This window comes from Puniceibacterium sp. IMCC21224 (genome assembly GCF_001038505.1).
Taxonomy (GTDB): Bacteria; Pseudomonadota; Alphaproteobacteria; order Rhodobacterales; family Rhodobacteraceae; genus Puniceibacterium.
In genome coordinates this window covers 360,742-387,375 of record NZ_LDPY01000001.1, presented here as the reverse complement: position 1 = coordinate 387,375, position 26,634 = coordinate 360,742, and the positions used below count along the sequence as shown (strand labels likewise).

Here is a 26,634-nt window from a genome sequence, read left to right as displayed (position 1 = left end):
ATGAGAAAAGAAATTCACCCCGCGTACCACATGGTCACCGTCAAGATGACCGACGGCACCACATTCGAGACCCGCTCCACCTGGGGCAAAGAGGGCGATACGCTGACCCTCGATATCGACCCGACGGTTCACCCGGCCTGGACCGGCGGCAGTTCGCGCCTGATGGATGCCGGCGGTCGCGTGTCGAAGTTCAAAAAGAAATACGAAGGCCTTGGATTCTAAAATCCACCGCTTTTGCCGAAACGACAGAACGCCACCCTTTCGGGGTGGCGTTTTTTATTGACGATAAATCTGGCGGTTCCATTTCGCTGCGTTCAAACCGCCAGTGACGAAATCCTCATGGGCGGATTGCAGCGACCCGCAGAGCGATGCCAATCATTCCTTGCGTTTGTTTGTCACCTTCAGATCGCCATCAAGGTTGATGTCATACTGGCCGTCCGCGCAGTACACATCGTCCAACTCGTATCCGCCGTCGTCAGCTTCGATGTCGTCCACGTCCATTTCGCATTGCATATCGGCAAGCATAGAGACGATCTGCTCCTGCACTTCAGCGGACACCGCGTCGTCAGCGGCAAACACAGCAACGGGCGCAATCAGAACAAGCGCGGTGAGGCTCTTGCGAAACATTGTAAATCTCCTTTGGATTACTGGATCGAAAACGTCACGGATTGCGCGTCGCCGGTCGAACCGGGAATGCGCACCGTATAGCTGCCGGGTTTGATCGCGATAAATGACAGTCGCGCACTGCCACCGGCATCAAATTCGATGCTGTCGATGGCCATCGGGCGGATTTCGATGTCGTTTATGACTATTTCGTTCATCCAGATGGCGCGAAAGAATTCTGCCCCCGAAACCGCCAGCTCAGCGGTGCCATCTGCGGTAATGTTGACCGCATAATAAGCGCCAGATTGCAACGCAATCGGGCCATCACCATCATAGAGCGGCTTGCCCGACGACAGCGTCAGCTCAACCGTGTCGCCACGGTTGCACTTTGCCAACAGCCCGGCAAATCCCATTTCGTCGCACAATGGTGCTGCGGCGGCAGGCGTGGCCACCAGCGCAGCCAGAACAAAAGCCAGTTTTTTCACGTCTCTCTCCCTTGTGGTTTATGAATCCGGCGCGACGACAACCCCCCAGGGTTGTTGCCCGACCTGCACCGATTTGATGACTTTCAGCGTTTCAACGTCGATGACCGACACATCGTTGGAATTGCCGTTGGTGGTGATCAGGAACTTTTCATCCGGTGTGAAAGCGAGTTGCCAAACCCGCTGCCCCACCAGAAGATAGTCGATCACCTCGTCTGTCTGCCCGTCGATCACCGCGACCCGGTTGGCTGGCCCCAGCGCAACAAAGACGCGGCTCGCATCCGATGTGATCTTGATCCCTACCGGCTGAAGCCATTCCGACAGCACACCCGGCACATCAAAGCTGATCTTTTTGGTGATCGATGGGGTTTCTGCCGCGTGGTCAATGACGCTGACTGTGCCGCCAATCTCGGCGCTGACGTATAGCTTTTGACCGTCGCGGGTGAATTCTGCATAGCGCGGGCGCTGATCAACCAGCACATTCTGCACGATCTCGAACGTTTCGGTGTTGATGAAATGCGCCATATTCGTCGTCTCGGACGTGTTGATGACGATGCTGGCGTCCGGACTGATCGCCATGCCCTCGGGTTCGACCCCCACCGGGATTTCCGCCAGAACCATATGAGTTTTTGTGTCGACGACAGTGACAAGGTTGTCATCCTCATTCGCAATATAAAGCGGGTTGCCAGACGGATGCAGCACGAACAATTCCGGGTCCGGTCCAGATGGCAAGACATGCAATTCCTCAAACGTCACAGGGTCAAACACCCGCACCAGATCGTCGTCGGACGCGCAGATATACAGCTCGCTCCCGTCCGGCGCGATGGTGATGCCACGCGGGCGATTGCCTGCCGGAAATTCGGTGATGACCTCCCACGTCTCACTGTCCAGAACGGTGACAGAATTGCCTTTTTCATTGGTGACAAAGACGTTGTTCGCATAGGCCGGCGCCGTCAGCGCCACTGTGGAAAGCAGTAAAGCTCGGAACATCAGTTTTCCCCTTCAAAGGCTGTGCAGTCTGATTCAGGGCGATCCAGCCCCAGCGTATCCAACGGCGAAGCTTCGTGCAGGAACCCGTCCTGCGGGCTGACGCTGACAGTCATCCGGCCGTTGGACAGCAGGATCGGCTGACGCAACTGCCCGTTCCACGGTCGGAATGTCACCGGCACGCCCTTGAATGCCGCAAGTTCAAAGTCCGGGGACAGGATGTAATCGCGCAAAGTGGCGGGATCGGCACTTGAGGTGCGCGTCGCCGCCTCGCCCAGTACCCGCAAGGCCAACCAGGTCTGGTAGTCGATATCGGTCATGCTGCGGCCTGCCAGCGCCTCGAATCGGCGCTGAATCTGCGTGGCGCCCCAGCTTTCGTGGGTAGGTGCCCAGGTCAGGGGCCGCAGCCCGGCAGAGCCGGCCACAGGGGCGGCATCCCACAGATGATAGGGCAGATATTCGGCAAAGACGTCCGACGCATCGGCAGCCACCACCACGTCATGCGCGGCAGCATCCTGCGTGAACACCGGGATCTGACGCTGCACCAGAACATGCCCCGAATCCGACACTCGGCTGCCGCCGGTATCTTCAAAGATGCGCTCTACGGTGATCTTTGCGCCGAACTTGCGGGCTGAGGTCCGATATGCCTGACCCAGCGCCTGATCCCGGGGGTTGGACCCCTCGATCAAGAACCAGTCGGTCCAGCGTTTCCAGACCAGAAACTGCGCCACTGCGTCGGTACGCATCGCATCGCTGGGGGCAATGTGCAGCACATTGGCACGGCACGATCCTGACCGCAGCGTGATATCCCCGCTGGCAGCGTTCAGCAAGAGCGCGTCGTCAGGTGCGCCGTCCGCCATCGCGATCAGATCTGTAGCATTGCCGATCACCACAACCAACCGAATGCCCGCATCCATGAGCGCCTGAAAGGCAGCCTGCGTCTCTTGCGGTGGCACGCTGACCTCTTTGGTCGCATAGGATTGCCCCAGAAACTGACCCGTGGTGCGATTGTCATCCGTCGCCAGACGCGCCCCGGCAAAACCACGATTGTCTGCCGGAAGATCCAGGCGCGACAGAGGGAGGAGCGAAGGGTAATCCACCCGGATCACGGCCGCGCGTACATCCTGTGCCGCAGCGGGAGAAGACGCCACAGCAATGCCAAGCACCGTCAGAGACAGCACCAGGCACCTGCTCAGGAAAGGGAGACGCAATCGATGATTCACAATGCTGGGCATGACTACTTCCTCAACTCCTCCTGCTATCTGGCTAGCATGAGGGGTCCGCGCCGCGCGTCCCAAAAAGGTCCGGGAACATTCGGCAAGGTCAGCGGGAATATTTCCCGGTCCGACGTTTGACAATCGACGGAGACCGGTCATCCCGATACGCTGGTGCCCCGCGACACAGGAATTCAACAGCATGTTCGGACGCATGTATCTGAGACGGCAAGTGGTGTTTGGCATTGTGGGCATTCAGCTTGCCACGCTCGCCATTGGCGCCGGTGTGCTTGTGTTCAACGCGCGCGACGCGGTCGATCTAGAGGTGACGTCAGGGGCGCAAAGCGCGCGCGCGCTGGTAATCGCCACCCTTGGGGCGGCCATGCGGGACACCGCCCCCGCCGACGTCTTGCCGCGCCTCGCTGATATTCTGGTCGCGCCGCGCCACGTCGATCTTGCGCTGATTGACGCCCGCCGCGGCGTGCTGCCTCTGCCCGAAATTGGCGACAGAACCCAGCCCGACACCGCCCCCGATTGGTTCCGGCGACTGGTGATGCCGACCCTGCGGGAAACCCGAATCCCGGTGCAAGCCAACGGCGTTGTTTATGGCTATGTCTCGATGACCACCGCGCCTGACGACGAAATAGCCGAAGTCTGGCAGGACGTGACCAGCCTGTTCTGGATCGTTGCCCTGACCGCGCTGCTATCTGCGGTGATGCTAGCGGTGCTGGTCCATCGGTCGCTGCGTCCGCTGGATGATTTACGCATGGCGCTTCGTCGCCTGCGCGAGGGTGATCTGACCGCTCGTCTGGGTCATCGCGGCAGCGCCGACCTCGAACCGATTCTTGCCGGGTTTGACGCGCTGTCCGAAAGCCTGCAAATCGCCGAGTCCGACCGCGCTGTGCTCAACCGCCGGATCGTTGAGTTGGGCGATGCAGAACGTCGCGCCATCGCAATGGAATTGCACGACGAATTCGGGCCATGCCTATTTGGTCTGCGGGTCAAGGCGTCCGGTATTGCGCGTGCAGCCCGTGCCGACGGAAACGCCGCTCTGGCAGCCGAGGCCGACGTGATCCTGTCTATCGTGGCGCAGATTCAGGCGTCGAACACGCGACTTCTGACCACCTTGCGCCCCATGGCGATTGGGCAGTTACCGTTGCTTGAAGCGTTGCGCGACCTGTTCGACGCCTTTCGCAAAACCCATCCGGCTGTGGATTGGCACCTCGACTTGCCCGCATCACTGCCCGAAACGCCTGAGATCCTGGACCTGACGGTTTACCGGTTCTTTCAGGAGGGCACGACCAACGCCCTGCGCCACGGCAACCCGCAGCACATCCAGCTACGGATCGAAACTGATTGCACGACATTGCGCCTGATGCTCGAAGATGACGGGCTTGGGATTCCTGACAGCCACACCGAAGGCCGGGGCCTGACATCCATGCGCGACCGGATCAGTGCCGTTGGCGGTCAGCTGATGATCACACGTACCGACGATGGCGGCACGCGATTGTCCGTCGGTCTCCCCTTGCCACAATCCGACAGGTTGGATGCGAGATTGGGGTTGGCATCGTGAAATCTGCGCTGGTTATCGACGATCACCCGATTGCGCGGCTGGGGTGCCGTCAGCTGTTGTCCGAACGCGGATACGATCCGGTTTTCGAAGCATTGCATGATAACGATGCCCTGCGCCTTTCTGATGCGCACAAACCGGATCTGATTGTTCTGGATCTTGGGATGCCCGGCCTTGGCGGTTTAGGCCTCATCGCGCCACTGTTGCTGCGGGCGCCAGACACACGGATTCTAATCTTTTCGATGAACGAACAGACCGTCTTTGTCTCCAAGGCGCTTGAGGCGGGTGCCACCGGCTATCTCTCCAAGAACTCCGGTCCCGAAGATTTCTGTGACGCAATCAGCGCGCTTGAGGCCGACCGTCTCTATCTGTCCCACGACATGGCCCTTGCCGTGGCGGCGTCCCGGATCGGCGGAAAGGCCGATCCGCTGTCGTCGCTGACGGAACGCGAACATCAAGTGCTGCGTTTGATCGGACAGGGCGAGGATCTGCAATCCGTCGCAAACGCGCTGCGCATCAGCTACAAGACTGCGGCGAATACATCGTCCAGCATCAAGAAAAAGCTGGGGCTGAGCCGGACAACGGAGCTTATCCGCTACGCTATAGAGGCCAAGCTGACATCCTGACTATGCGGCGCTGGCCAAGGTCCATCGGACCGTCGCCAGCGCATGCTTCATCCCTTCATGCTGTCCCAAAAGGACTTGACCGACGAGAAGAAGCTCTTGGATTCCGGGTTGTTGTCTTCGGACAGCGCCTCGAATTCGCGCAGCAGTTCGCGCTGTTTCGAGGTCAAGTTTACCGGTGTTTCCACCGCCAGTTCGATGAACATGTCCCCAGATGCACCACCCCGAAGGGCTGGCATGCCTTTGTTGCGCAGGCGCATCTGCCGACCCGACTGACTGCCCGCCGGGATCTTGACCCGGCTGCGGCCGCCGTCGATTGTCGGAACCTCGATGTCACCCCCCAGTGCGGCAGCGCTCATCGACACCGGCACGCGGCAATGCAGGTTGTTGGCCTCGCGCTCGAACAGGGCATGCGGCACCACTTCGAGGAAGATATAGAGATCCCCCGGCGGGCCACCACGCATACCTGCCTCGCCTTCACCGGCAAGACGAATCCGCGTTCCGGTCTCGACCCCTGCGGGGATATTGACCGACAGCGCCTTTTCCTTCTGAACCCGTCCCGCGCCATGGCACGTCTTGCAAGGGTTTTTGATTATCTGCCCCAGCCCCGAACAGGTCGGGCAGGTTCGCTCAACCGTAAAGAACCCCTGCGTCGCACGCACCTTACCCATACCAGAGCAGGTTGGGCAGGTCGTGGGTTCGACCCCACCCTCGGCCCCCGAGCCACGGCAGGACCCACATTGCACCGAGGTCGGAACATTGATGGTTTTTTGCAGACCGCCATAGGCGTCTTCCAAGGTCACTCGCAGATTGTACCGTAGGTCGGCACCACGGGTCGCACGCTGGCGTCCGCCGCGCTGGCCACCCATGAAGTCGCCGAAAAGATCGTCGAACACATCCGAAAATGCGCTGGCAAAATCGCCCTGCTGGCCAGGGCGCTGACCGCCGCCACCGCCCATGCCGCCCTCAAACGCGGCATGACCATAGCGATCATAGGCAGCCTTTTTTTCGGCATCCTTTAGAATTTCATAGGCCGCGTTGGCCTCTTTGAACTGATTTTCAGCTTCGGGATTATCGGAATTGCGGTCGGGGTGCAGCTCTTTCGCTTTGGTGCGGTAGGCCTTCTTGATCTCGTCGGGAGAGGCCCCCTTTTTCACGCCGAGCACATCGTAAAAGTCGCGTTTGGACATCAATGCCCTCCTCTCGCGTGGAATGCCAAGGGCCGGCCCGGTATCCGGTCCGGCCCCTAGATATATCCACGGCGGGTTTTATGCCCGCTTGCTGTCGTCAAGATCCTCGAAATCAGCGTCGACGATGTCGTCATCACCGCCCTGATCCGCAGCGGCAGGGCCATCATCGGACTCTTCGGACTGCGATTTGTAGATCGCCTCGCCCAGCTTCATCGCAGCTTCGGTCACGTTCTGGATGCCCGACTTGATCTTGTCGGCATTGTCGGCCTCAAGCTCATCCTTGAGTGCGGCAATGGCCAGCTCGATCGCTTCGACCGTGGTCGGATCCACCTTGTCCGCATGCTCTTCGACCGATTTTTCGGTCGAATGGATCAGGCTTTCGGCCTGATTGCGGGCCTCGACCAGTTCGCGACGGGCCTTGTCGCCTTCGGCATTTGCCTCCGCATCCTTGACCATCTTTTCGATATCAGCGTCCGACAGACCGCCAGATGCCTGGATCGTGATCTTGTGCTCTTTGTTCGTGCCCTTGTCTTTGGCCGACACAGAAACGATGCCATTGGCGTCGATGTCAAAGGTCACTTCGATCTGGGGCATACCGCGCGGTGCCGGCGGGATGCTTTCCATGTTGAACTGGCCCAGCATCTTGTTATCGGCGGCCATCTCACGCTCACCCTGGAACACCCGGATCGTCACGGCGTTCTGGTTGTCCTCGGCGGTCGAAAAGATCTGCGATTTCTTGGTCGGGATCGTGGTGTTGCGGTCGATCAGACGGGTGAACACGCCACCCAGCGTCTCGATACCCAGTGACAGCGGGGTCACGTCGAGCAGGACAACATCCTTGACGTCGCCTTGCAGAACGCCGGCCTGAATGGCAGCGCCCAGGGCCACAACCTCGTCCGGGTTCACACCCTTGTGCGGCTCTTTGCCAAAGTACTTGGTTACTTCTTCGACGACGCGCGGCATGCGGGTCATACCACCAACCAGAACAACCTCGTCAATGTCACCAACGCTAAGACCGGCATCTTTGAGCGCGGCCTGACACGGCTTGATCGACGCCTTGATCAGATCGCCAACCAGCGATTCCAGTTTGGCGCGGGTCAGTTTCATCACCATGTGCAGCGGCTGGCCGTTTGCACCCATCGAGATGAAGGGCTGGTTGATCTCAGTCTGGCTGGACGAGGATAGTTCGATCTTGGCTTTTTCAGCCGCCTCTTTCAGACGTTGCAGGGCCATCTTGTCCTGCGTCAGATCGACATTGTTCTCTTTCTTGAACTGATCGGCAAGGTAGTTGACGATACGCATGTCAAAGTCTTCACCACCCAGGAAGGTGTCGCCGTTGGTCGATTTCACTTCGAACAGGCCATCGTCGATTTCCAGGATGGTCACATCGAAGGTGCCGCCCCCAAGGTCGTAGACCGCAATGGTGCGCGATTCTTTCTTGTCGAGGCCATAGGCCAGCGCAGCCGCCGTCGGTTCGTTGATGATCCGCAGGACTTCGAGGCCGGCAATCTTGCCCGCGTCCTTGGTTGCCTGACGCTGGGCGTCGTTGAAATAGGCGGGCACGGTGATGACAGCCTGCGTCACCTCTTCGCCAAGATACGACTCGGCGGTTTCCTTCATCTTCTGAAGGATAAAAGCGGAAATTTGCGACGGGCTGTATTTTTCGCCACGAGCCCGCACCCATGCATCGCCATTGCCGCCATCGATCAGGTCAAACGGCAGGTTCTTTTTATCTTTGGCGAGGTGCTCGTCGTCGGCGCGGCGACCGATCAGGCGCTTCACACCAAAAATCGTGTTGTCGGGGTTGGTGACAGCCTGCCGCTTGGCGGGCTGGCCGACCAGACGTTCGTCGTCGGTAAAGGCGACGATGGACGGTGTCGTACGTGCGCCTTCGGCGTTTTCGATCACGCGCGGCTGCGATCCATCCATGATGGCAACGCAGCTGTTTGTCGTACCGAGGTCAATACCAATCACTTTGGCCATGTTGTTCGATCCCTTCTTGCTTCAAGGCGATATGCCGAGGCGCAGACCCGTTTCGGCATCCTGCCCCGTGTTATGAGCGATGCAGCACAGGAATGCCCCGTGCATTGCGTCTGGGCGTATATAAGGAGGGGTCATTGGCCCTGCAAGCGTCGGAACCGGACGGAATCAGCCAATTGGAGGCTTTTTCTTTACATTCCAGACGCAACACGGCGGAAATACCCGCATGACCGATATTTTAGCATTGCGTGGCTGCCGGGTTCTGCGCGGATATCTGGACCGTTCGGCCCAAGAGACGCTGGTGGATCGCCTGCGTCTTTTGCTGACCAAGGCGCCGCTGTTTCAGCCGGTGACGCCGCGTGGTCAGCCGATGTCAGTGCGCATGTCCGCTGCGGGGCAGTTCGGCTGGATCAGTGACGCCAAGGGCTATCGCTATAGCGCGACCCATCCCCAAGGCATGCCCTGGCCTGCGATCCCGCAACAGATTTTGACGCTTTGGGATGCCCTCAGCGGCGTTGCGCGACAACCGGAATGCTGCCTGATCAACTGGTACGCAGCCAGTGCCCGGATGAGCCTGCATCAGGACCGCGACGAATCAGATCTGACGATGCCGGTGGTATCGATTTCGCTGGGGGACGAGGGACTGTTCCGCATCGGCGGTACAGAGCGCAAGGGCAGCACGGAATCGCTCTGGCTGCAATCCGGCGATGTGCTGGTGCTGGAGGGGGCGTCGCGCCTAGCCTATCACGGCGTAGACCGTATCCGTCCGGGATCGAGTACCCTGCTGCCAAATGGCGGGCGAATCAATCTGACGCTGCGCGTTGTGACCTAACCTGTCACCGGCGGGCAGACCACGATGCCGAGGCATGTTTGCGTGTGTAGAATTCACCCATCAGTCCGATCATCAGGAACACGAGCGAGAAATACAACGCATATTCCCAGTTCGAATTGCGCGGGTTGTAGTCGACAAAGGCATAGCCGCGCGACTGGTCGATCGTGTGGAACAGCGGGTTCCAGCTGAACATCACCAGCATGTAGTTGGGCAGCGTGTTGGCGACAAACATCTTACCCGACGCGATCATGTTGGCCCTCTGGTAAACGGTCGAGATGATCGAAACCGGCGTCGGGAACCACGGCTTGGCCGCGAGCAACACCATGCCAATCGCCGCCCCCGAAAACCACGACAGCAGGATCATCCCGATACAGCCGATCGGATCATGGATTTCCTGCAGAACAAAGGGATTGAACGCGACATCGTAAACGAACAGGATCACCAGCAACGACAGCATCTGGATATAGAGCGTCGAGAGCATCGCTGCTGCGATCGCGACAGCCGTGTTCATCGGTGCGTGCTGCATCATCGGTGATGCAGGCCCTTCGGATGCGGCGACGGCGCCCAGCGTTTTGGTATGGGTCATATAAAGAAAGATGCCGGTCATGATGTAGATCATGAAATCGCCGCGCAGGGCAGTGCCGCGCATGCCAAGGATCATGAACATGAAGTAGAAGGCCAGCACAAAAATCGCCGTTTGCAGCATATTCATCAGGATCGACATGACTGCGTTGCCATGCGTCTTGCGCACGGATCGGACCGAATTATGGTAAATCAGTTCGCAGATATACAGCGCGGAACCGATCCGCGTCCGTGGGGCGGAAGATTGAAACATATCAGGACTCCCGTACCTCAGCGAGTTCCGGGCGCGCCCGGATGGGCAGAGCCACGGTGTTCTTGCCGTTCCTGTTCCGAGGCAGCATAAGGGGTGGGACCTTTTTAAGCAATGAATCCACGCCCAAGCGCGGATAAAGGAGCGGTATTGTGAACTATGAGACACTCACTCAGGTAATGCGTCGCCTGGCGCTGGAAGCCGGCGACAAGATCATGGAGATTTATTCCTCGGACGAATTCGACGTCAAGGTAAAGTCTGATTCGAGCCCTGTGACCGAAGCTGACGAAGCCGCCGATGCGCTGATTTCAGATGGGCTGCACGAGGCGTTTCCAGACACTCTCCTGGTGACCGAGGAACAAGCCGCGAGCCATACCGAAACAGCCGCGCATTTCCTGATCGTCGATCCGCTGGACGGAACCAAGGAATTCATCAACCGGCGCGGTGACTTCACTGTCAACATCGCGCTGATCGAAGATGGCGTGCCAGTGCGCGGTGTCGTCTATGCCCCCGCCAAAGGCCGTATGTTCTACACAAATTCAGTCGGCCAGTCGGTGGAAGAAACCGGCCCGTTCGACAAAAATGTCCCCGGCGAATGCACCCTGCTCAGCGTCACCAGCCCCAACAACGACGGGCTGATGGTCGTCGCGTCAAAATCGCACCGCGATCAGGCCACCGACGACTACATCGCCAAATACAACGTCAAGGACATGACCAGCGCGGGATCTTCGCTCAAGTTCTGCCTTGTCGCGACGGGCGAGGCCGACATCTACCCCCGGCTGGGCCGCACGATGGAATGGGACACGGCCGCAGGCCACGCCGTTCTGGCAGGCGCCGGCGGACAGGTGGTGCGGTTCGACGACCACACGCCACTGGTCTATGGTAAGGTCGGATATGCCAACCCGTTCTTCATCGCCTATGCGCCGGGGGTCACGCTGAAAGACGCCTGAACCGATGTCCACCCCGCCCGTCAGCGTGATCATCGTCAGCCGCGACCGGCCCGACGCGCTAGACCTGTGCCTGACCGGGGTCAGTCAGCTTGACTATCCGACCTACGAAGTGGTGGTGGTGGCCTGTGCGGCAGGTGTGGCGCAGGTTCAGGCCCGCGCCGATGCCGCATTGATCAAGCTGGTGGCATTTGACGACGACAACATCTCGGTCGCGCGCAACCTTGGCGTGGCGCAGGCGGCGGGCGAGGTGGTCGCCTTTCTTGACGACGATGCCGTGCCGGAACCGACCTGGCTGCGCCACCTCGCCGCCCCGTTCGACTCGGCTGATGTGGCGGCGGCGGGCGGCTATGTGCGCGGGCGTAATGGTGTCAGCTATCAGTGGCAGGCCCGCACGGTCGATACCCGCGGCGATGCCGTGGCTCTTGCGCTGGATGGCGACGCCGCACAAGTGCTGCACCCCACAAAAGGCCGCGCGATCAAGACCGAAGGTTGCAACATGGCGCTGCGCCGCGAGGTGCTGGCCGATCTGGGTGGCTTTGACCCGGCGCTGCACTTTTACCTGGACGAAACCGACCTGAACATGCGCCTGGCCCGCGCGGGGTATGCCACCGCGATTGTGCCTCTGGCGCAGGTGCACCACGGCTATGCCGCCAGCCCGCGCCGCGCCGCGGATCGCACACCACGCGATCTGACGCAGATCGGCGCATCGCTGGCTGTTTACCTGCGCAAACATGCCACTGTGGCGGATCATCCCGCTGCCTGGCAAAAGTTCCGCAACGCCCAACGCCAACGCCTGTTGCGGCTGATGCAACGCGGCCCGCTGGGGCCGGACGATGTTCTGCGTCTGTTGCGCGGGCTTGATCGCGGCTGGCGCGAAGGACAGAACCGCGACATTGGCAGGATCGTGCCCCTGCCCCGCGCCGCCGAGGGGTTGCGCGCCTATCCCGGTCGCCCAAGGGCCAGACATATGGTCCTTTTCGGCCGCCCTTATGGGGCCAGTGCGCTCCGCACACAGGCGCAATCCGAAGCCACCGCCGACAAGATCGTCACGCTGTTCCTGCTGTCGCCCACCACACTCTGGCATCATGTGCGGTTTCACCCCGATGGCTATTGGGAACACACCGGCGGCCAGTTCGGACGCAGCGACCGACAAAGCCGCTGGCGGCGCATTACCAGCCTGCGTCGGCGGGTCGACGCCGAGGTCGCGCGCCTCGCCGGGCTGCGCGTGTTGCCCAATTGACTCAGCGGAACTATCCCGGCGACATGTTGCGCAAAAGTTGATCCACCCACGCAGAACTGTCACGATAACTGTGTATCCGCACTTCCGATTTAGTGTAGTGGTGCAAACAGATCGACGCGCTATAGTCGGGTATTGAATAAAGGAGCAGATGCATGCGTAATAAGGTAACAAAGGCAATTTTTCCGGTCGCAGGTCTGGGAACACGCTTTCTGCCAGCGACAAAATCAGTACCCAAAGAAATCATGACCCTCGTCGATCGTCCATTGGTGCAATACGCCATTGACGAGGCCCGTGCGGCCGGCATCAAAGAATTTTTGTTCGTCACCTCACGCGGCAAAGGCGCGCTAGAGGATTACTTTGACCATTCCCCCCAACTTGAGGCGGAATTGCGTCGTCAAGGCAAGGATGAGCTGCTGGACATCCTAAAATCCACCAACATGGATTCCGGTGAGGTCGCCTATATGCGCCAGCACAAGGCGCTTGGTCTAGGTCACGCGGTTTGGTGCGCGCGCCGCCTGATCGGCAACGAACCCTTCGCCGTGATCCTGCCCGATGACGTGATCGCAGCCGAAAAACCCTGCCTTCAGCAAATGATCGAAGCCTATGAAGAAACCGGCGGCAATATGGTCGCCGCCATGGAAGTGCCGACGGACAAGGCCAGCTCGTACGGAATTCTCGACATCAAGAAAGACATGGGATCCATGGTCTCGGTCAAGGGGATGGTCGAAAAACCTGCGCCCGGCACCGAACCGTCAAACCTCGCCGTGATTGGGCGGTATATCCTGTCGCCAAGCATCCTCAAGAACCTCAACAAGATGAAGACCGGCGCGGGCGGAGAGATCCAATTGACCGACGCCATCGCCCAAGAAATCGGCGGCAAAGAGGGCGTGTATGGCCTGCGATTCCGTGGTCAGCGGTTCGATTGCGGCTCCAAGGCCGGTTTCCTGCAGGCAACAGTTGCCTTTGGCTTGGCGCGGGACGAACTCAAGGATGACCTGCGCCGCTACCTGCACGAGCTTGTCGCGCTCGAAAAAGCGGCGGAATAAGCGCTTGGCAAATGTCCTTGTGACCGGCGGTGCCGGCTACATTGGCGCGCACGCGTGCAAGGCGCTTGCGCGGGCGGGCTATACGCCCGTCACTTACGACAACCTGTCCACTGGCTGGCAGGACGCGGTGCAATTCGGCCCGTTCGAGCAGGGCGACCTGACCGACCGGGTCCGGCTGGATCAGGTATTTGCCACCTGGAAACCGGTTGCCGTGATGCACTTTGCTGCACTGAGCCAGGTGGGCGAGGCGATGGCCAAACCCGGCCTTTACTGGCGTAACAATGTCGAAGGGTCGCTGACCCTGATCGAGGCGGCAGTCGAGGCCGGTTGCCTGAATTTTGTCTTCAGTTCGACCTGCGCCACCTATGGCGAGCAAGACAATGTCGTGCTGGACGAGAACAGCGCACAATTTCCCGTCAATGCCTACGGCGCATCAAAACGCGCGATCGAAGATATCCTGCGCGATTTCGAGGCCGCGTATGGCCTGCGCCACGTGATCTTTCGCTACTTCAATGTCGCGGGCGCCGACCCGGATGCGGAAGTTGGCGAACATCACCAGCCCGAGACGCATCTGATCCCCGTGATGCTAGAGGCACTGCAAGGCAAGCGACCCGCGTTGACCATCCATGGCACCGATTATGCCACGCCCGACGGCACCTGCATCCGCGATTATGTGCATGTCTGCGATCTGGTGGACGCCCATGTGCTGGGCCTGCGCTGGCTTGAGGGCAACAAAGGCAGCCGGGTCTTTAACCTTGGCACCGGCAGCGGGTTTTCCGTACGCGAGGTCATGGTTGCCAGCCGTGCCGTCACCAATCGCGAGGTTCCGTACAGCGAGGGCCCGCGCAGAGCCGGCGATTGTACCAAGCTGGTTTCAGGCTCGTCCCGCGCGATCAACGAACTGGGCTGGACACCGCAACGCTCGACTCTTGAGCAAATGATTGCAGACGCTTGGCGCTGGCATCAGACGGGGCATTTTGAAAAGTGAGCCGCGCGCACGTCTGCTGGACCTGACCCGGCTGTTCCGCCGTGCAGGGCGGCGGATGACCGGGGTCGACCGGGTCGAATTCGCCTATCTTAAACATCTAGTCGCCGACTCTGTGCCGCTGTTTGCGCTGGTGCGAACCCGGCTGGGCTATATGCTTCTGGATCAGGTTGGCTGTGACCGTGTGCGCGACGCTGTACTGGACAACAGCTGGGGGCCAAACGCCGAGGCCGATCTGCGGCGCTGGTGCCTGACCCGAACATGGCCACCGGGGCTGTCACGGATGTTGCGCAGACATCTGCCGCCGGGCTGTACCTATCTCAACACCGGGCACAGCAACCTGTCGGATCGGGTGATCGCGGCGGTGAACTGCCTGCCAGACAACCGCATCGCCGTGCTGGTCCACGACACCATCCCCCTCGACATGCCGCAATACCAGCGGCCCGAAACCCACGCCGCCTTTTCCGCGTTTATCGCACGCGTCAGCCGCGCCGCTGATCTGGTGATCTGCAATTCTGCTCAGACCGAGGCTGATGTCATCCGCCATTGCAAATCCTCTGGTCGCGTCCCTCCAAGCCTTGTCGCCCATCTAGGCGTACCGCACCCCGCGCCCGGAATCGCCCCCAGCGGTCCTTGGGACAGCGCGCCCTATTTTGTCACCCTCGGCACCATCGAGCCGCGCAAAAATCACGCCCTCCTGCTCGACCTCTGGCAGCAGATGAAGGGGGAGGACGCGCCGCACCTTCTCATTCTCGGGACTCGTGGCTGGCGGAATAAAGCTGTATTCGCCCAACTTGATCAGGGTCTGCCCCGCGTGCACGAAATTGCGAACCTCGAGGACGATGCGGTGTTCGCGCTGCTTAAACACAGTGCCGGGTTGCTGTTTCCCAGTTTTGCCGAGGGCTATGGCCTGCCCCCGATCGAGGCTGCGGCACTCGGGGTTCCGGTCGTCTGCAACGACTTGGATATCTACCACGAAGTGTTGGAGAACATTCCCATTTACGCAGACGTGTCAGATGGTTATCTTTGGTCCCAGACAATTGACCGACTTACGGAAATGTGGCGAACAGGCGCGCGGACACCCGACCCCATTGCCCCGCCCGACTGGGATACGCACTTCAACCGCATCTTAACGTCGATCTGATAGCCACCAAAGCGGCAGCACTGGCCGTGCAGAGGGACGAATTTGGGCGCATGGCAGTCATACCGGCTGAGGCTCCAGCGAAAGCGCTGGCGTATCCGTGCGTTTCGCAAGCGGCGTGACCTCAATCCCGTCGCCCTGCGCACCGAAAAATTGCGGGCCGATGACATTTTTGTCTTTTCCACTCAGCGCAATGAGGCCGTGCGCCTGCCGTATTTCCTGAAATATTACCGGGATATGGGTGTCAATCACTTCTTCTTTGTCGACAATGACAGCACCGATGGATCGCGTGATTACCTTGCTCAACAGGACGATGTGTCGATCTGGACCACCCGGGCCAGCTATCGTCGGTCACGGTTTGGGGTGGATTGGCTGAACTGGCTCCAGATGAAATACGGCCATGGTCACTGGACCCTGGTTGTCGATCCGGACGAACTGTTTCTATACCCGTTCTGCGACACGCGCCCGCTGCGCGCATTGACCGATTGGCTCGATTCCTCGTCCATCAAATCGTTCAGCGCGATGCTGCTGGATATGTACCCCAAGGGGCGGTTGGACGCGGAACCCTACCGGGCAGGCCAGAACCCGATTGAAATTGCTTCGTGGTTTGACTCCGGTAACTACTCGATCAAAAAGAACCCCTTGTACGGCAACCTCTGGATTCAAGGTGGCCCACGTGCCCGCGCCTTTTTCACCGATCAGCCCGAACGCGCACCGGCGTTGAACAAGATACCGCTGGTGAAGTGGGACAGAAAATACGCCTATGCCAGTTCAACCCATCAGCTTTTGCCGCGCGGGCTAAATCAGGTTTATGACGAATGGGGTGGCGAAAAAGCTTCGGGAATGTTGCTGCACACCAAATTCCTCGACACTTTCTCGGTCAAGGCGCAGGAAGAGCTGGAGCGCAAGGAACACTATGCCGGGTCTAAAGAATACCTTGCCTATGCCGCCGGCCTAAAGGAAAATCCTGACCTCTGGTGCAAGTGGTCGGAAAGATACATCAACTGGCGCCAACTCGAAATCCTGGGCCTGATGTCCAAGGGGAACTGGGCATGAGCCTCGGGATCATCATGCTGGTCCATACCGCTCTGGATCAGGCGGAACAGGTGGCGCGACATTGGACCCGCGCGGGCTGTCCGGTGGTGATTCATGTCGACGCCAGTGTTTCACAAGGCATCTACGACCGGTTTGTCGCCGCAGTTGCGAACGTGCCGACAATCCTGTTTTCCCGTCGGCACCGCTGCGACTGGGGCACCTGGGGTCTGGTCGCCGCGACACAGGACGCAGGCGAACTGATGCTGGCCCGGTTTGACCAGGTGCGCCACGTCTATCTGACCTCCGGGTCCTGCCTGCCGCTGCGCCCGGTCGAGGAACTGATTGGCTACCTTGCTGCGCGCCCACGTACCGACTTCATCGAAAGCGCGACCACCGCCGACGTCCCCTGGACAGTGGGCGGGCTGGATCAGGAACGGTTCACCCTGCGGTTCCCATTCTCATGGCGCAATCAACGCTATCTCTTTGATAAATTTGTTCAATGGCAGCGCGCGTTGGGCTACAGCCGCAGTATCCCGCGTGGAATCACGCCGCATATGGGCAGCCAGTGGTGGTGTCTGACGCGGCAAACCCTGTCGTCGATCCTGCACGATCCCGAACGCCAAAAGTATGACCGATATTTCCGCCACGTCTGGATCCCGGACGAGAGTTATTTTCAAACGCTCGCGCGGCTCTATTCGACCAATATCGAAAGCCGGTCGCTGACCCTGTCCAAGTTCGATTTTCAGGGCAAACCGCACATCTTTTACGACGACCATCTGCAGCTTTTGCGTCGAAGCGACTGCTTTGTTGCCCGCAAAATCTGGCCACACGCGGAACGGTTGTACAGCGCATTCCTGACCGACCCTACCAGCGCCATGAACAGAACCGAGCCCAACCCCGGCAAGATTGACCGCATCTTTGCCCGCGCGGTGGATCGACGGACACGCGGGCGCGCGGGCCTGTACATGCACAGCCGCTATCCCAATTACGGCTGGGAAAACGGCGTAACGGCAAGCAAATATTCCGTGTTTCAGGGCTTTGCCGAGCTGTTTCAGGACTTTGACCTCTGGCTCGCGCGGGCCACCGGGGCGCAGGTGCATGGACATCTCTTTGGCCCGCACCGCGCTGAATTTACCGACGGCCAAACGGTGATCAACGGTGCGCTGCCGGACGATGCAAACCTGCGCGATGCCAATCCGCAGGCGTTTCTGACCAATCTGATCTGGAACACGCGGGGCCAACGCCAATGTTTTCAGTTTGGCCCCGGCGATAACATCAAAATCAACTGGTTCCTCACACGTGATCCGAATGCACAGATCTCGGTCATCACGGGTGCCTGGGCGGTGCCATTGTTCAAGTCAGACGCCGATTTCGCCCTCATCCGCAAAGAGGCCGCCGCGCTGCAAAAAATCGAGAACAGGATGCTGGATGACCTGCGCTCAGCCGACGTCAAGGCGCGAATACGGATCTGGACCATGGCCGAATTCATCGAAGCGCCGATGGAACCATTGCAGGTCATCATTGATGAGATCGGGCAAACAGGCACCCGGCGTCTGTCCGAGGCTCCGCGCATGGAGGAGCTTGCAGGCTTTGGCCAATTCCTGCAAAATCTCAAAAATCAGGGGATGCACCCCTATCTCATGGGGGATTTCCCGGTCGACCCGGTCCCGCGCAATTCGGGTCAGCCCGCTCGTAAACCTTACCTGGTCAAGAAGTAGGCCCCCATGTCAGACACATTCGACTATTTTGTAGTGTTCGCAGAGATGCGAACCGGGTCGAATTTCCTTGAGGCGAACCTGAACGCCTTTGACGGCATCACCTGCCACGGTGAGGCGTTTAACCCCCATTTCATCGGCTACCCAAAGTCCACAGAAATCCTGACCATTACCGAAGACGAACGCAACGCCAGTCCCGCGCGCCTGCTGCGCCAGATCGCACATGCGACGCACGGCGGTCTGGGCGGGTTTCGCTATTTCCATGATCACGACCCGCGTGTGCTACCGCAGATCCTCGACGATCCGCGCTGCGCCAAGATTATTCTGACCCGCAATCCCGTGGACAGCTATGTCAGCTGGAAAATCGCCCAAACCACCGGGCAGTGGAAGCTGACCAATGTCAAACGACGCAAAGATGCCCAGGCTGCGTTTGATCCGGCCGAGTTCGAGGCACATCTGGCCGACCTTCAGACGTTTCAAGTCACGCTGATGAAGGCGCTACAAACCAGCGGGCAGACGGCGTTCTATGTGGCGTATGAGGATCTTCAGGACGTCGCTGTGATGAACGGGCTTGCCCGGTGGCTGGGCGTGTCCGCGCAACTGGGCAGCCTGAACACAGCGCTGAAACGCCAGAACCCAGAACCGGTGTCGGAAAAAGTCGAGAATTTCCCGCAGATGGAGGCGGCTCTGTCCCGGCTCGACCGATTTAACCTAAACCGGACGCCTAATTTCGAACCGCGCCGGGGGGCGGTTGTACCGACCTATGTGGCGGCAGCTCAGACTGGACTATTGTACATGCCGATCAGATCGGGACCCGAGCTCGCGATACGTCGCTGGCTGGCCGCGCTCGACACCGTGGATGAGGGCGACCTGCTGTCCGATTTCACTCAGAAAAGCCTGCGCCAGTGGAAGCGCACCCATGATGGGCATCGCAGTTTCACCGTGCTGCGCCACCCGGTCGCACGGGCGCATGACGCCTTTTGCAGCAAGATCCTGACCACAGGGCCGGGCAGCTATTCCCAGATCCGCAAGACTCTGCACCGCGCCCACAATCTGCCCATCCCCGAACAGGAACCCGGCCCCGATTACGACCTGTCGGCGCATCGCAACGCCTTTACGGCGTGGCTTGCATTTCTCAAGGCGAATCTGGCGGGACAGACGGCGGTACGGGTGGATGCACATTGGGCCAGTCAGGCGCAAATTCTGTCCGGCATGGCGGAATTCACCCTGCCGGACATGATTGTACGCGAGGGTGAAATGGCCAACTACCTGCCCGCACTGGCGATGCAGGTCGGCCATCCAGCCCCGCCCGATCCCGAACCGTTGCCAACGCTCGCGCCATATTCGCTGGCCGAGATCTATGACGACGATATCGAACAGCTCGCCCGCGAGGCGTATCAACGCGACTATGTAATGTTCGGATTTCCCGACTGGGACTAAACCAACCGGCAGCAAAGAAAGGCCCTGGTCACCCAGAGTCCTGTGTAATCTTGTTTCGTGCCTTACGCAGCCCGTACCGAATGCGCTTCGGTCAGGATGGTGTATAACGTGCCGGGATCGCGGTTTGCCCGCAACTTGGCACAAACGCTGTCGTCGCGCAGGGTACGCGACACCAGAGCCAGCGCCTTGAGGTGTTCAACCCCGGCATCCTCGGGCGCGAATAGACCAAAGATGACGTCCACCGGCTGCCGGTCCACCGCTTCGAAATCGATCGGTTTTTCCAGCAGGATGAACACGCCGGACACCTCGTCCAGATCGCTGATACGGGCGTGGGGCAAGGCAACGCCATGCCCCACGCCCGTTGGTCCCAGGCTTTCCCGATCCATCAGCGCCTCGACGGCGCGTCCAGCCGGAATCCCATAGGCCGCTTGCGCCAGATCCGCGACGTCATGCATCAACCGTTTCTTACTCGACGTCGCGCTCAGGACCTTGATCGCCGAGGGTTTGATCAGGTTGACAAATTTCATGCTGTACTGCTCATTTTCTGGCTTGCGGTCCGGGGGTCCCGACTTGACTGCTGCGGTGCCGGATTATGGTTCAATCCAGCCGATGTTGCCGTCATCGCGGCGGTAGACCACGTTGACCCCGTCCTTTTTCTCATTGCGGAACACCAACACGGGTGCCCCGGCAAGTTCCATCTGCATCACGGCCTCGCCAACCGACAGCGACGGAATCTTGGTCTGCATTTCCGCCACAATGATCGGCTGCAGTGTCTCCGGCTCGGCCGTCTCGGCATAGTCCTCTTCAGAGGCGAGGATATACGAGGACGCACCAAAGAGTTCAACGGGTTCCGTTCGGTCGCGGTGATGATCCTTGAGCCGCCTCTTATACCGCCTGAGCTGCTTGTCCATCTTCTCGCCACAGCTATCAAAGGCAGCATAAATCTCAGTCGCGTGCGCCTTGGCTGTGGCCGTCAGCCCGGTTGACAGATGCACCGTCGCCTCGCAGACGAATTCGTGTGCGCTCTTGGAAAAGATCACCATGGCGTCTGTCGGGCGGCCGGCATATTTGCCAATCACGTCACTTAGCTGACTTTGCACATGAGTCTGCAACGCTTCGCCGATATCGATTTGCTTACCTGTGATCTGATAGCGCATTGTTTGTCCTTTTCTTATGCACGCCAGACGCAACGCAAGGCGAAGCCGCCCGGCATGATGCCGCGTCTGGACGGGGGGTGACGCCACTGGTCATGGCCTGTCGCCGGTCTGATCCTGACCGCCCTGAAAGACAGGGAAGCAACGTTCCGACATGCGTGCCACAAAAGCGTCATACCTTACATTTGAGAAGGAAACAGGGCGTCCTGTCAATCGAATCCCGCTGGCAATTGTCCAAATTCCTGCCAGTCTGAAAGACCGGAAACTCAGCTTATGCGGAAGTTATCGCCCAGATAGACGCGCCGAACGTTTTCATTGCGCACCACATCGTCCGGCGTCCCGGACATCAGAACGGTGCCATCATGCAGGATATAGGCGCGATCAACGATCTCCAGTGTCTCACGTACATTGTGGTCAGTGATCAGGACGCCGATACCACGTTTCTTGAGGTCCGCGACCAGATGGCGAATATCACCAACGCTGATCGGATCGACACCCGCGAACGGCTCGTCCAGCAACAAATATTTTGGATTGGCCGCAAGACAGCGGGCAATCTCGACCCGCCGCCGTTCGCCGCCTGACAAAGCCAGCGCAGGGGCGCGGCGCAGATGTTCGATGGAAAATTCACCCAGCAACTCTTCCAACCGCTCACGGCGTTTGTGATGGTCGGGCAGGCTGATGTCGAGAATGGCACCGATATTGTCCTCGACCGACAGCCCCCGAAAGATCGACATTTCCTGCGGAAGATAGCCAATGCCCATGCGGGCCCGGCGATACATCGGCAGATAGGTCGCGTCCTGCCCGTCAATCAGCACCTGGCCACTTTCGGGATTCACCAGACCGGCGATGGCGTAGAATGTCGTGGTCTTACCCGATCCATTCGGACCCAACAGCGCCACCACCTCACCCCGGTTCAGGGTCATCGAAAAATCGCGGATCACGACACGTTTGCGATAGCTCTTGCGCAGATGCGTGATGCGCAGGCCGACGTCACCGTCCGTCACCGTCAAATCGGGAGATACCATCACGGATTGTCGGATTGCTGCAATACGGTACGTACCCGACCGGACATCTGTGCAGTGCCGGATTCGAGGTTAACGGTCATCGACTCAGAGGTCAGCGCATTGCCACCCTGCGTCAAAAGAACGTTTCCGGTCATCACAACCGTTCCAGCGTCGATGTTGTAATCCGCGCGCTCGGCCTCGGCCGCCTCGTCGCCATTGACCAGAGTAACTCCGCCCGTCGCCTCAAGCCGTTCGATGCGACCAGCGGATTCGGCATAAACCACCAGAACGCGCGGCGCAGCAAGCCGCATCTCGCCCTGCCCGATCACCACATTTCCGGTATATAGCGCGGTGCCATCCGCCTGGTTGACGGACAGACTGTCAGCGCTGACCTCGACTGGCAGCTTGGTGTCCTGCTGCATCCCGCCAAACGCAACCTGAGCGCCCTGGGCCAGCGCTCCGCCGCCAGAAGCCGCCAAAGCCAGTATAATGAAAAAGGGTCGCAGCATGGACAGTACTCACTTTGCTTTGGGATCGTATACCAGCTTTACACCGTCCGTGAACAGCAATTGGATCTCATCACCACCGGGCACCGCGCTGACCTGCATCTTGCCCGCGTTCAGCGTACCCGCGGGGCCATGTCCCTGCACCGGACCCAGGCTTTCAATCTCGACCTTGCTGAGTGCACTCGTCAGGCTGTCGGTGGTCAGAACATACCCGGTTGTACTGGTGACAGTAACCCCGCCGTCCAATAGCGCGGAATCGTCGTGATCGCTCAGCGCTGCGGTCGGGGCGCTCAGTGCGATCTGACTGCCGTCCTGCATCACCAGTGTCGCTTCCAGCTGGTCAGCTGCGACCGTATCAGTTCCCTTGACCGGATGGGCCGACAACGCGGTCATCGTCAGCGCGGCGCCACTGACCGTGGTGCCGGCGAAGTAGGGTTCGGTGACTTGTTCGCGTGCGACCCCCTGCTCATCTTCGGTCACGGCGAAAGGAACCCGGTTGGTCGGATCCACCTGGCGCGACAGCAGAAAGATTGTCGAAAGCAATCCCAGCGCCAACATCGGCAACAGGATCTTGAGCCAGGCGACAATCCTTGAATATGTCATTGGTTCTGACGCCTCCGCGCCGACGGGCCCATATCAGCTGTGGGCGAAGATATCAGTTTCCGGCCAGCCCGCCAGATCTAGCTGCGCCCGCATCGGCAGGAAATCAAAGCAGGCCTGTGCAATCTCGCTCCGGCCTTCGCGCACCAGCATCGCGTCCAGCGCCGCGCGAAGACGGTGCAGATACAGTACATCGGACGCGGCATAATCGAGCTGCGCATTGGTCAGCGTCTCTGCACCCCAGTCGCTGGATTGCTGGTGTTTTGAGATGTCGACGCCCAGCAATTCCTGGAGCAGCGTTTTTAGCCCATGCCGGTCGGTAAAGGTGCGTATCAGTCGGCTGGCGATCTTGGTGCAATAAACCGGCGCGGTGACAACGCCAAAGGCATTTTTCATCGCCGCGATATCAAACCGACCATAGTGAAACAGCTTGAGCACCTGGGGGTCCTGCAACAGACGGCACAAGTTCGGCGCGCCAGCCTGTCCCAGGGCCACCTGCACCAAATGAGCATGCCCATCGCCACCTGACAGCTGCACCACACACAGCCGGTCCCGTAGCGGATTCAGGCCCATTGTCTCACAGTCGATAGCGACAACTGACCCGAGGTCCAGCCCATCGGGAAGATCGCCTTTGTAAAGATGATTGGCCATTGGATCCTGTGTCTGGCTGCGGTTGCAATGCCGCTGTGACATAGCCACAGGGCAAGCGTGATGCAACGGTAAGTGGCCCCGCAAAAGCGCCACATTTTTTCCGCTCACTTGCTTGAGGTAGGTTAATTCCGAAAATTCGACTCACCAAAGCTGCGTGAATTGGCCCGCTGGTCACGGCCAATTCACGCCTGAAACATTTCGCGAGCGCAGCAACTCTCCTTTAGCGTGTGTTATTTTGGACCGCTTTCCGGAAGTTTACATCCGCCAGCTAAAAACATTCGCTCTTACAGCAGGGTCTGGTACCAATACGCATTGTTTCCAATATTCAAAGAATGCCCGAATCAAAGCACCGTGGCTCGGGCGCCACTGTGAAGACAACCGCAACAATGCCACCCCACATTAAAATTGTCGCGCTTTCGCATACGGTGATATACCTCACCCTATCGAACAGGTTTCCAACTGGTGCGTTTGCACATGAGAACGCGCAGAATTTTCGTAGCGTCACAAACAAGTTTCTCCCCCGCAGATTTCGCGCAGGATCAATAAAATATGTACTTGACCGATCACTATTATCCTGCAATTTCAGAGCGGTAATCACTCTATGGTTGTATAAATTCAGCACAGTTGACTAAAATTTCGCATAGATGCATAACACTAAAGTTGGCTAAGTTTGGCCGCAATTATAGTTAATCTTGTAGCAGCGCTGGAGAGTCGGCGCCAAACAAGCAGTAAAAGGTAAAACTGTCGAAAATTGCCAGTGTGATATCCCCAGAATTCCAATGTCAGTGGAGTTTAGTACTGGTGATTTAAAATAGTGAACGTTTCGTAACGATTGCCTCAAGGAGGTTCTGTTGTCTCTGCATTTTAGTAACCCAATGCCGACGGTCGAGTTTGAGTATCTGATAGACGAAGCGCTGAAGGCGCCAACCGTCAGCGTGCTGTATCGCGACTACCTTAAGCGCGCGATAGACATCATTCTGGTGCTTGCGGCCGCCGTTCCTGTTCTGTTTGTCGTCGGCGTCATGGCCGCGATGGTCGCTCTGGATGGCAAATCCCCGCTGTACCTGCAACGGCGTGTAGGCCGGAATGGACGCATCTTTAACATGTTAAAGCTGCGCAGCATGGTCAGCGACGCCGACGCGATGCTGGAAACACATCTGGCCAGCAACCCGGCTGCCCGCGCGGAATGGGATCGCACGCAAAAGCTGCGCAATGACCCGCGCATTACCCCAATCGGGCGCATCATCCGCAAGACGTCGCTGGATGAGCTACCGCAGCTTTGGAATGTGCTGATTGGCGACATGACCCTGGTGGGGCCGCGCCCGATGATGGTCGAGCAGCAAGCGCTTTATCCTGGCACCGCGTACTATGCTCTGCGTCCGGGAATTACCGGGTTCTGGCAGATCTCGGTCCGCAACGAATCCAGCTTTGCCGAACGCGCCAAGTTTGACACCGACTACCTGCGAAGCCTGTCGTTCTGGACGGATTTCAACGTCCTGCTGCGTACAGTTCGGGTTGTGGTACACGGCACCGGCTGCTGAGCACGACACCGTAATTTTCGACGATGAGAGGCCCCTTGCGGGGCCTTTTTCACGTCTCGTAACTGGCGGTCATACATTGCCGTCCGTCCGGTCCACGCACCCACGCCTCTTGCCCGGAAAAGCACAGCGTTGCAGTCTCCCAATGCATCAGCGGAGCCGTGGCACGAAACCGGAACCGCCGCAGCGGTTGTGGCGCACGCAGCATCAGCAGTTGCGCCAATAGCGGGCCATGGACAACCAGCCCGGAATATCCCTCAACCTCGCGCGCATAGGCTTCATCATAATGGATGCGGTGACCGTTAAAGGTCAGCGCGGAATAGCGAAACAACAGAGTCGAATCGAACGTCATCTGCTCTGCCCGCGTCTCGTCCTGACGCGCGACCAGAGCCGTCGGCGGCAGCGTGGCGGGGTCGGGATTCTGACGATAAACCAGATCCTGTGTCTCGCGCAGCACGCAGACATCATCCTGTTCAATCTCATGAACCAGCGTGACAAAGGTCAGCGGCCCGCTGCGACCGTTCTTATGTTCCGCACCGGCCAGACGACTAACCCGCGTTGCAGGCAAACCAGCGCGCAACGGCGCCAAAAATTCGAGCACGCCACCGGCCCACATCCGCCGTGGCAGGCCCATATCGGGGATCAGGCCGCTTCCGATACGCGGATGACCATCCCTGCCCAGCGCCGCGGGTGGCTGTGGATCCCAGAAATACAGCTGGTGAAAGAACGGCGGCAGTGCTGCACCTACCCTGACGTCATCCGGCAGTCCCAGCGCAGCTAGCAAGGCGCAGGCGCGGGCCGGGTCCATCGCATCTGTTTGACGCATCTCGGGGGGGCTGTCAGACTGCATCGGGCGCTCCTTGAACTCTGCCACAGGATTTATGCCCCATGCCGCCCGAGCTGAACAGCCTCGATCATCTGGTGCTGACGGTTGCGGACATCGACGCAACCTGTGCCTTTTATCGCGACGTCCTTGGTATGGTTCCGCAGCAATTCACGCCACCGGGCGGTCTACCACGCTGGGCGCTGCGCTTTGGCACCCAAAAGATCAATCTTCACCGCACCGGCCACGAGTTCGAACCCAAGGCGCAACGCCCCACAGTTGGCTCTGCCGACCTTTGCTTTCTCAGCGACACACCGCTAGTGGACTGGCAGGCACATTTCGCGGCCCACTGCATCCGAATTGAGGCCGGCCCAGTGCGCCGCACCGGCGCAACGGGACCAATCCTGTCGCTGTACCTTCGGGACCCGGACGGCAATCTGATCGAAGTCTCGAATCTGATCTGAGTAACGATCATCCGACCCAGCACCCTCGC

At 59.3% G+C, this 26,634-nt stretch carries 28 protein-coding genes; 14 read left to right on the top strand and 14 right to left on the bottom strand.

What is annotated here, in order from left to right; translation table 11 throughout:
• A complete protein-coding gene (gene rpmE, locus IMCC21224_RS01840) occupies nucleotides 1–222 on the top strand; it encodes a 50S ribosomal protein L31 (protein WP_047993898.1) in 222 nt (73 codons plus the stop codon).
• Between the two features lie 153 nt (nucleotides 223–375).
• Here rpmE and IMCC21224_RS01835 read toward each other — a convergent pair whose 3' ends face one another.
• The 4 genes from IMCC21224_RS01835 to IMCC21224_RS01820 are packed head-to-tail and all read right to left on the bottom strand — an operon-like array spanning nucleotide 376 to nucleotide 3,253.
• Nucleotides 376–627 (bottom strand): PepSY domain-containing protein, encoded by a 252-nt coding sequence (locus IMCC21224_RS01835; RefSeq protein ID WP_047993897.1) that lies wholly within the window; start codon nucleotides 625–627, stop codon nucleotides 376–378.
• A gap of 17 nt (nucleotides 628–644) precedes the next feature.
• Nucleotides 645–1,088 (bottom strand): hypothetical protein, encoded by a 444-nt coding sequence (locus IMCC21224_RS01830; protein ID WP_047993896.1) that lies wholly within the window; start codon nucleotides 1,086–1,088, stop codon nucleotides 645–647.
• An 18-nt stretch (nucleotides 1,089–1,106) separates the two neighbouring features.
• Complete coding sequence (locus IMCC21224_RS01825) at nucleotides 1,107–2,075, bottom strand: YVTN family beta-propeller repeat protein (protein ID WP_047993895.1); 969 nt, start codon at nucleotides 2,073–2,075, stop codon at nucleotides 1,107–1,109.
• The gene (locus tag IMCC21224_RS01820) at nucleotides 2,075–3,253 is read right to left on the bottom strand and encodes an ABC transporter substrate-binding protein (protein ID WP_231581994.1); all 1,179 of its coding nucleotides are present in this window, start codon (nucleotides 3,251–3,253) and stop codon (nucleotides 2,075–2,077) included. The genes IMCC21224_RS01825 and IMCC21224_RS01820 overlap by 1 nt, the downstream gene beginning before the upstream one ends.
• A gap of 235 nt (nucleotides 3,254–3,488) precedes the next feature.
• On the opposite strand from IMCC21224_RS01820, the gene IMCC21224_RS01815 reads away from it, so the two are divergent.
• A complete protein-coding gene (locus tag IMCC21224_RS01815; RefSeq protein WP_047993894.1) occupies nucleotides 3,489–4,859 on the top strand; it encodes a histidine kinase in 1,371 nt (456 codons plus the stop codon).
• A complete protein-coding gene (locus IMCC21224_RS01810) occupies nucleotides 4,856–5,482 on the top strand; it encodes a response regulator transcription factor (protein WP_047993893.1) in 627 nt (208 codons plus the stop codon). The genes IMCC21224_RS01815 and IMCC21224_RS01810 overlap by 4 nt, the downstream gene beginning before the upstream one ends.
• 47 nt (nucleotides 5,483–5,529) lie before the next feature.
• Here IMCC21224_RS01810 and dnaJ read toward each other — a convergent pair whose 3' ends face one another.
• Nucleotides 5,530–6,669, bottom strand: coding sequence for a molecular chaperone DnaJ (gene dnaJ / locus IMCC21224_RS01805; RefSeq protein WP_047993892.1), 1,140 nt, complete (start codon nucleotides 6,667–6,669; stop codon nucleotides 5,530–5,532).
• 78 nt (nucleotides 6,670–6,747) lie between these two features.
• Nucleotides 6,748–8,652: a molecular chaperone DnaK gene (gene dnaK / locus IMCC21224_RS01800; protein ID WP_047993891.1), complete on the bottom strand. Its 1,905-nt coding sequence runs from the start codon at nucleotides 8,650–8,652 to the stop codon at nucleotides 6,748–6,750.
• Nucleotides 8,653–8,875: 223 nt separating this feature from the next.
• On the opposite strand from dnaK, the gene IMCC21224_RS01795 reads away from it, so the two are divergent.
• Nucleotides 8,876–9,481, top strand: coding sequence for an alpha-ketoglutarate-dependent dioxygenase AlkB (locus tag IMCC21224_RS01795; RefSeq protein ID WP_047993890.1), 606 nt, complete (start codon nucleotides 8,876–8,878; stop codon nucleotides 9,479–9,481).
• A gap of 4 nt (nucleotides 9,482–9,485) precedes the next feature.
• On the opposite strand, the gene IMCC21224_RS01790 is transcribed toward IMCC21224_RS01795, so the two are convergent.
• Entirely contained in the window at nucleotides 9,486–10,316 is an 831-nt protein-coding gene (locus IMCC21224_RS01790) for an ABC transporter permease (protein ID WP_047993889.1), read from the bottom strand.
• Between the two features lie 149 nt (nucleotides 10,317–10,465).
• Between IMCC21224_RS01790 and cysQ the strand changes: the two genes are divergently transcribed.
• From cysQ to IMCC21224_RS01750, 8 genes are all read left to right on the top strand, one after another.
• Nucleotides 10,466–11,263 (top strand): 3'(2'),5'-bisphosphate nucleotidase CysQ, encoded by a 798-nt coding sequence (gene cysQ, locus IMCC21224_RS01785; protein WP_047993888.1) that lies wholly within the window; start codon nucleotides 10,466–10,468, stop codon nucleotides 11,261–11,263.
• A 4-nt stretch (nucleotides 11,264–11,267) separates the two neighbouring features.
• Nucleotides 11,268–12,503 (top strand): glycosyltransferase family 2 protein, encoded by a 1,236-nt coding sequence (locus tag IMCC21224_RS01780; RefSeq protein WP_047993887.1) that lies wholly within the window; start codon nucleotides 11,268–11,270, stop codon nucleotides 12,501–12,503.
• Nucleotides 12,504–12,655: 152 nt separating this feature from the next.
• Entirely contained in the window at nucleotides 12,656–13,549 is an 894-nt protein-coding gene (gene galU / locus IMCC21224_RS01775; protein ID WP_047993886.1) for a UTP--glucose-1-phosphate uridylyltransferase GalU, read from the top strand.
• Between the two features lie 4 nt (nucleotides 13,550–13,553).
• Nucleotides 13,554–14,537 (top strand): UDP-glucose 4-epimerase GalE, encoded by a 984-nt coding sequence (galE, locus tag IMCC21224_RS01770; protein ID WP_047993885.1) that lies wholly within the window; start codon nucleotides 13,554–13,556, stop codon nucleotides 14,535–14,537.
• Nucleotides 14,527–15,678, top strand: coding sequence for a glycosyltransferase family 1 protein (locus IMCC21224_RS01765; RefSeq protein WP_047993884.1), 1,152 nt, complete (start codon nucleotides 14,527–14,529; stop codon nucleotides 15,676–15,678). The genes galE and IMCC21224_RS01765 overlap by 11 nt, the downstream gene beginning before the upstream one ends.
• Before the next feature lie 42 nt (nucleotides 15,679–15,720).
• Nucleotides 15,721–16,731 (top strand): glycosyltransferase family 2 protein, encoded by a 1,011-nt coding sequence (locus IMCC21224_RS01760; RefSeq protein WP_047993883.1) that lies wholly within the window; start codon nucleotides 15,721–15,723, stop codon nucleotides 16,729–16,731.
• On the top strand, nucleotides 16,728–18,428 hold the full coding sequence (locus IMCC21224_RS01755; protein ID WP_047993882.1) for a beta-1,6-N-acetylglucosaminyltransferase: 1,701 nt from the start codon (nucleotides 16,728–16,730) through the stop codon (nucleotides 18,426–18,428). The genes IMCC21224_RS01760 and IMCC21224_RS01755 overlap by 4 nt, the downstream gene beginning before the upstream one ends.
• A gap of 6 nt (nucleotides 18,429–18,434) precedes the next feature.
• The gene (locus IMCC21224_RS01750) at nucleotides 18,435–19,865 is read left to right on the top strand and encodes a sulfotransferase family 2 domain-containing protein (RefSeq protein ID WP_047993881.1); all 1,431 of its coding nucleotides are present in this window, start codon (nucleotides 18,435–18,437) and stop codon (nucleotides 19,863–19,865) included.
• Between the two features lie 62 nt (nucleotides 19,866–19,927).
• On the opposite strand, the gene IMCC21224_RS01745 is transcribed toward IMCC21224_RS01750, so the two are convergent.
• The 6 genes from IMCC21224_RS01745 to IMCC21224_RS01720 all read right to left on the bottom strand — a co-directional run bounded on the left by IMCC21224_RS01745 (nucleotide 19,928) and on the right by IMCC21224_RS01720 (nucleotide 23,780).
• On the bottom strand, nucleotides 19,928–20,392 hold the full coding sequence (locus IMCC21224_RS01745; RefSeq protein WP_047993880.1) for a PTS sugar transporter subunit IIA: 465 nt from the start codon (nucleotides 20,390–20,392) through the stop codon (nucleotides 19,928–19,930).
• A 63-nt stretch (nucleotides 20,393–20,455) separates the two neighbouring features.
• Nucleotides 20,456–21,022 carry a ribosome hibernation-promoting factor, HPF/YfiA family gene (gene hpf / locus IMCC21224_RS01740; RefSeq protein WP_047993879.1) on the bottom strand — a complete coding sequence of 189 codons (567 nt, stop codon included), beginning with the start codon at nucleotides 21,020–21,022 and terminating at the stop codon, nucleotides 20,456–20,458.
• Nucleotides 21,023–21,285: 263 nt separating this feature from the next.
• Nucleotides 21,286–22,044, bottom strand: coding sequence for an LPS export ABC transporter ATP-binding protein (gene lptB, locus IMCC21224_RS01735; protein ID WP_047993878.1), 759 nt, complete (start codon nucleotides 22,042–22,044; stop codon nucleotides 21,286–21,288).
• Nucleotides 22,044–22,532, bottom strand: a complete 489-nt coding sequence (lptA, locus tag IMCC21224_RS01730) for a lipopolysaccharide transport periplasmic protein LptA (RefSeq protein ID WP_047993877.1) — start codon at nucleotides 22,530–22,532, stop codon at nucleotides 22,044–22,046. The genes lptB and lptA overlap by 1 nt, the downstream gene beginning before the upstream one ends.
• A gap of 9 nt (nucleotides 22,533–22,541) precedes the next feature.
• Complete coding sequence (lptC, locus tag IMCC21224_RS01725) at nucleotides 22,542–23,132, bottom strand: LPS export ABC transporter periplasmic protein LptC (protein WP_047993876.1); 591 nt, start codon at nucleotides 23,130–23,132, stop codon at nucleotides 22,542–22,544.
• A gap of 33 nt (nucleotides 23,133–23,165) precedes the next feature.
• A complete protein-coding gene (locus IMCC21224_RS01720) occupies nucleotides 23,166–23,780 on the bottom strand; it encodes a ribonuclease D (protein WP_047993875.1) in 615 nt (204 codons plus the stop codon).
• 851 nt (nucleotides 23,781–24,631) lie between these two features.
• On the opposite strand from IMCC21224_RS01720, the gene IMCC21224_RS01715 reads away from it, so the two are divergent.
• Nucleotides 24,632–25,321, top strand: coding sequence for a sugar transferase (locus IMCC21224_RS01715; RefSeq protein WP_047993874.1), 690 nt, complete (start codon nucleotides 24,632–24,634; stop codon nucleotides 25,319–25,321).
• Between the two features lie 49 nt (nucleotides 25,322–25,370).
• Here IMCC21224_RS01715 and IMCC21224_RS01710 read toward each other — a convergent pair whose 3' ends face one another.
• Nucleotides 25,371–26,168, bottom strand: a complete 798-nt coding sequence (locus IMCC21224_RS01710) for a MaoC family dehydratase N-terminal domain-containing protein (protein ID WP_047993873.1) — start codon at nucleotides 26,166–26,168, stop codon at nucleotides 25,371–25,373.
• Nucleotides 26,169–26,206: 38 nt separating this feature from the next.
• On the opposite strand from IMCC21224_RS01710, the gene IMCC21224_RS01705 reads away from it, so the two are divergent.
• A complete protein-coding gene (locus IMCC21224_RS01705; RefSeq protein WP_047993872.1) occupies nucleotides 26,207–26,605 on the top strand; it encodes a VOC family protein in 399 nt (132 codons plus the stop codon).
• Nucleotides 26,606–26,634 lie beyond the last annotated feature (29 nt).

Bases quoted from the DNA above. Each gene is read 5' to 3' on its own strand.
- rpmE (WP_047993898.1), top strand. From the start codon at position 1: ATGAGAAAAGAAATTCACCCCGCGTACCACATGGTCACCGTCAAGATG.
- IMCC21224_RS01835 (WP_047993897.1), bottom strand. From the start codon at position 627: ATGTTTCGCAAGAGCCTCACCGCGCTTGTTCTGATTGCGCCCGTTGCT.
- IMCC21224_RS01825 (WP_047993895.1), bottom strand. From the start codon at position 2,075: ATGTTCCGAGCTTTACTGCTTTCCACAGTGGCGCTGACGGCGCCGGCC.
- IMCC21224_RS01815 (WP_047993894.1), top strand. From the start codon at position 3,489: ATGTTCGGACGCATGTATCTGAGACGGCAAGTGGTGTTTGGCATTGTG.
- dnaJ (WP_047993892.1), bottom strand. From the start codon at position 6,669: ATGTCCAAACGCGACTTTTACGATGTGCTCGGCGTGAAAAAGGGGGCC.
- dnaK (WP_047993891.1), bottom strand. From the start codon at position 8,652: ATGGCCAAAGTGATTGGTATTGACCTCGGTACGACAAACAGCTGCGTT.
- IMCC21224_RS01795 (WP_047993890.1), top strand. From the start codon at position 8,876: ATGACCGATATTTTAGCATTGCGTGGCTGCCGGGTTCTGCGCGGATAT.
- IMCC21224_RS01790 (WP_047993889.1), bottom strand. From the start codon at position 10,316: ATGTTTCAATCTTCCGCCCCACGGACGCGGATCGGTTCCGCGCTGTAT.
- IMCC21224_RS01780 (WP_047993887.1), top strand. From the start codon at position 11,268: ATGTCCACCCCGCCCGTCAGCGTGATCATCGTCAGCCGCGACCGGCCC.
- galU (WP_047993886.1), top strand. From the start codon at position 12,656: ATGCGTAATAAGGTAACAAAGGCAATTTTTCCGGTCGCAGGTCTGGGA.
- IMCC21224_RS01755 (WP_047993882.1), top strand. From the start codon at position 16,728: ATGAGCCTCGGGATCATCATGCTGGTCCATACCGCTCTGGATCAGGCG.
- IMCC21224_RS01750 (WP_047993881.1), top strand. From the start codon at position 18,435: ATGTCAGACACATTCGACTATTTTGTAGTGTTCGCAGAGATGCGAACC.
- IMCC21224_RS01745 (WP_047993880.1), bottom strand. From the start codon at position 20,392: ATGAAATTTGTCAACCTGATCAAACCCTCGGCGATCAAGGTCCTGAGC.
- hpf (WP_047993879.1), bottom strand. From the start codon at position 21,022: ATGCGCTATCAGATCACAGGTAAGCAAATCGATATCGGCGAAGCGTTG.
- lptB (WP_047993878.1), bottom strand. From the start codon at position 22,044: ATGGTATCTCCCGATTTGACGGTGACGGACGGTGACGTCGGCCTGCGC.
- lptA (WP_047993877.1), bottom strand. From the start codon at position 22,532: ATGCTGCGACCCTTTTTCATTATACTGGCTTTGGCGGCTTCTGGCGGC.
- lptC (WP_047993876.1), bottom strand. From the start codon at position 23,132: ATGACATATTCAAGGATTGTCGCCTGGCTCAAGATCCTGTTGCCGATG.
- IMCC21224_RS01720 (WP_047993875.1), bottom strand. From the start codon at position 23,780: ATGGCCAATCATCTTTACAAAGGCGATCTTCCCGATGGGCTGGACCTC.
- IMCC21224_RS01710 (WP_047993873.1), bottom strand. From the start codon at position 26,168: ATGCAGTCTGACAGCCCCCCCGAGATGCGTCAAACAGATGCGATGGAC.
- IMCC21224_RS01705 (WP_047993872.1), top strand. From the start codon at position 26,207: ATGCCGCCCGAGCTGAACAGCCTCGATCATCTGGTGCTGACGGTTGCG.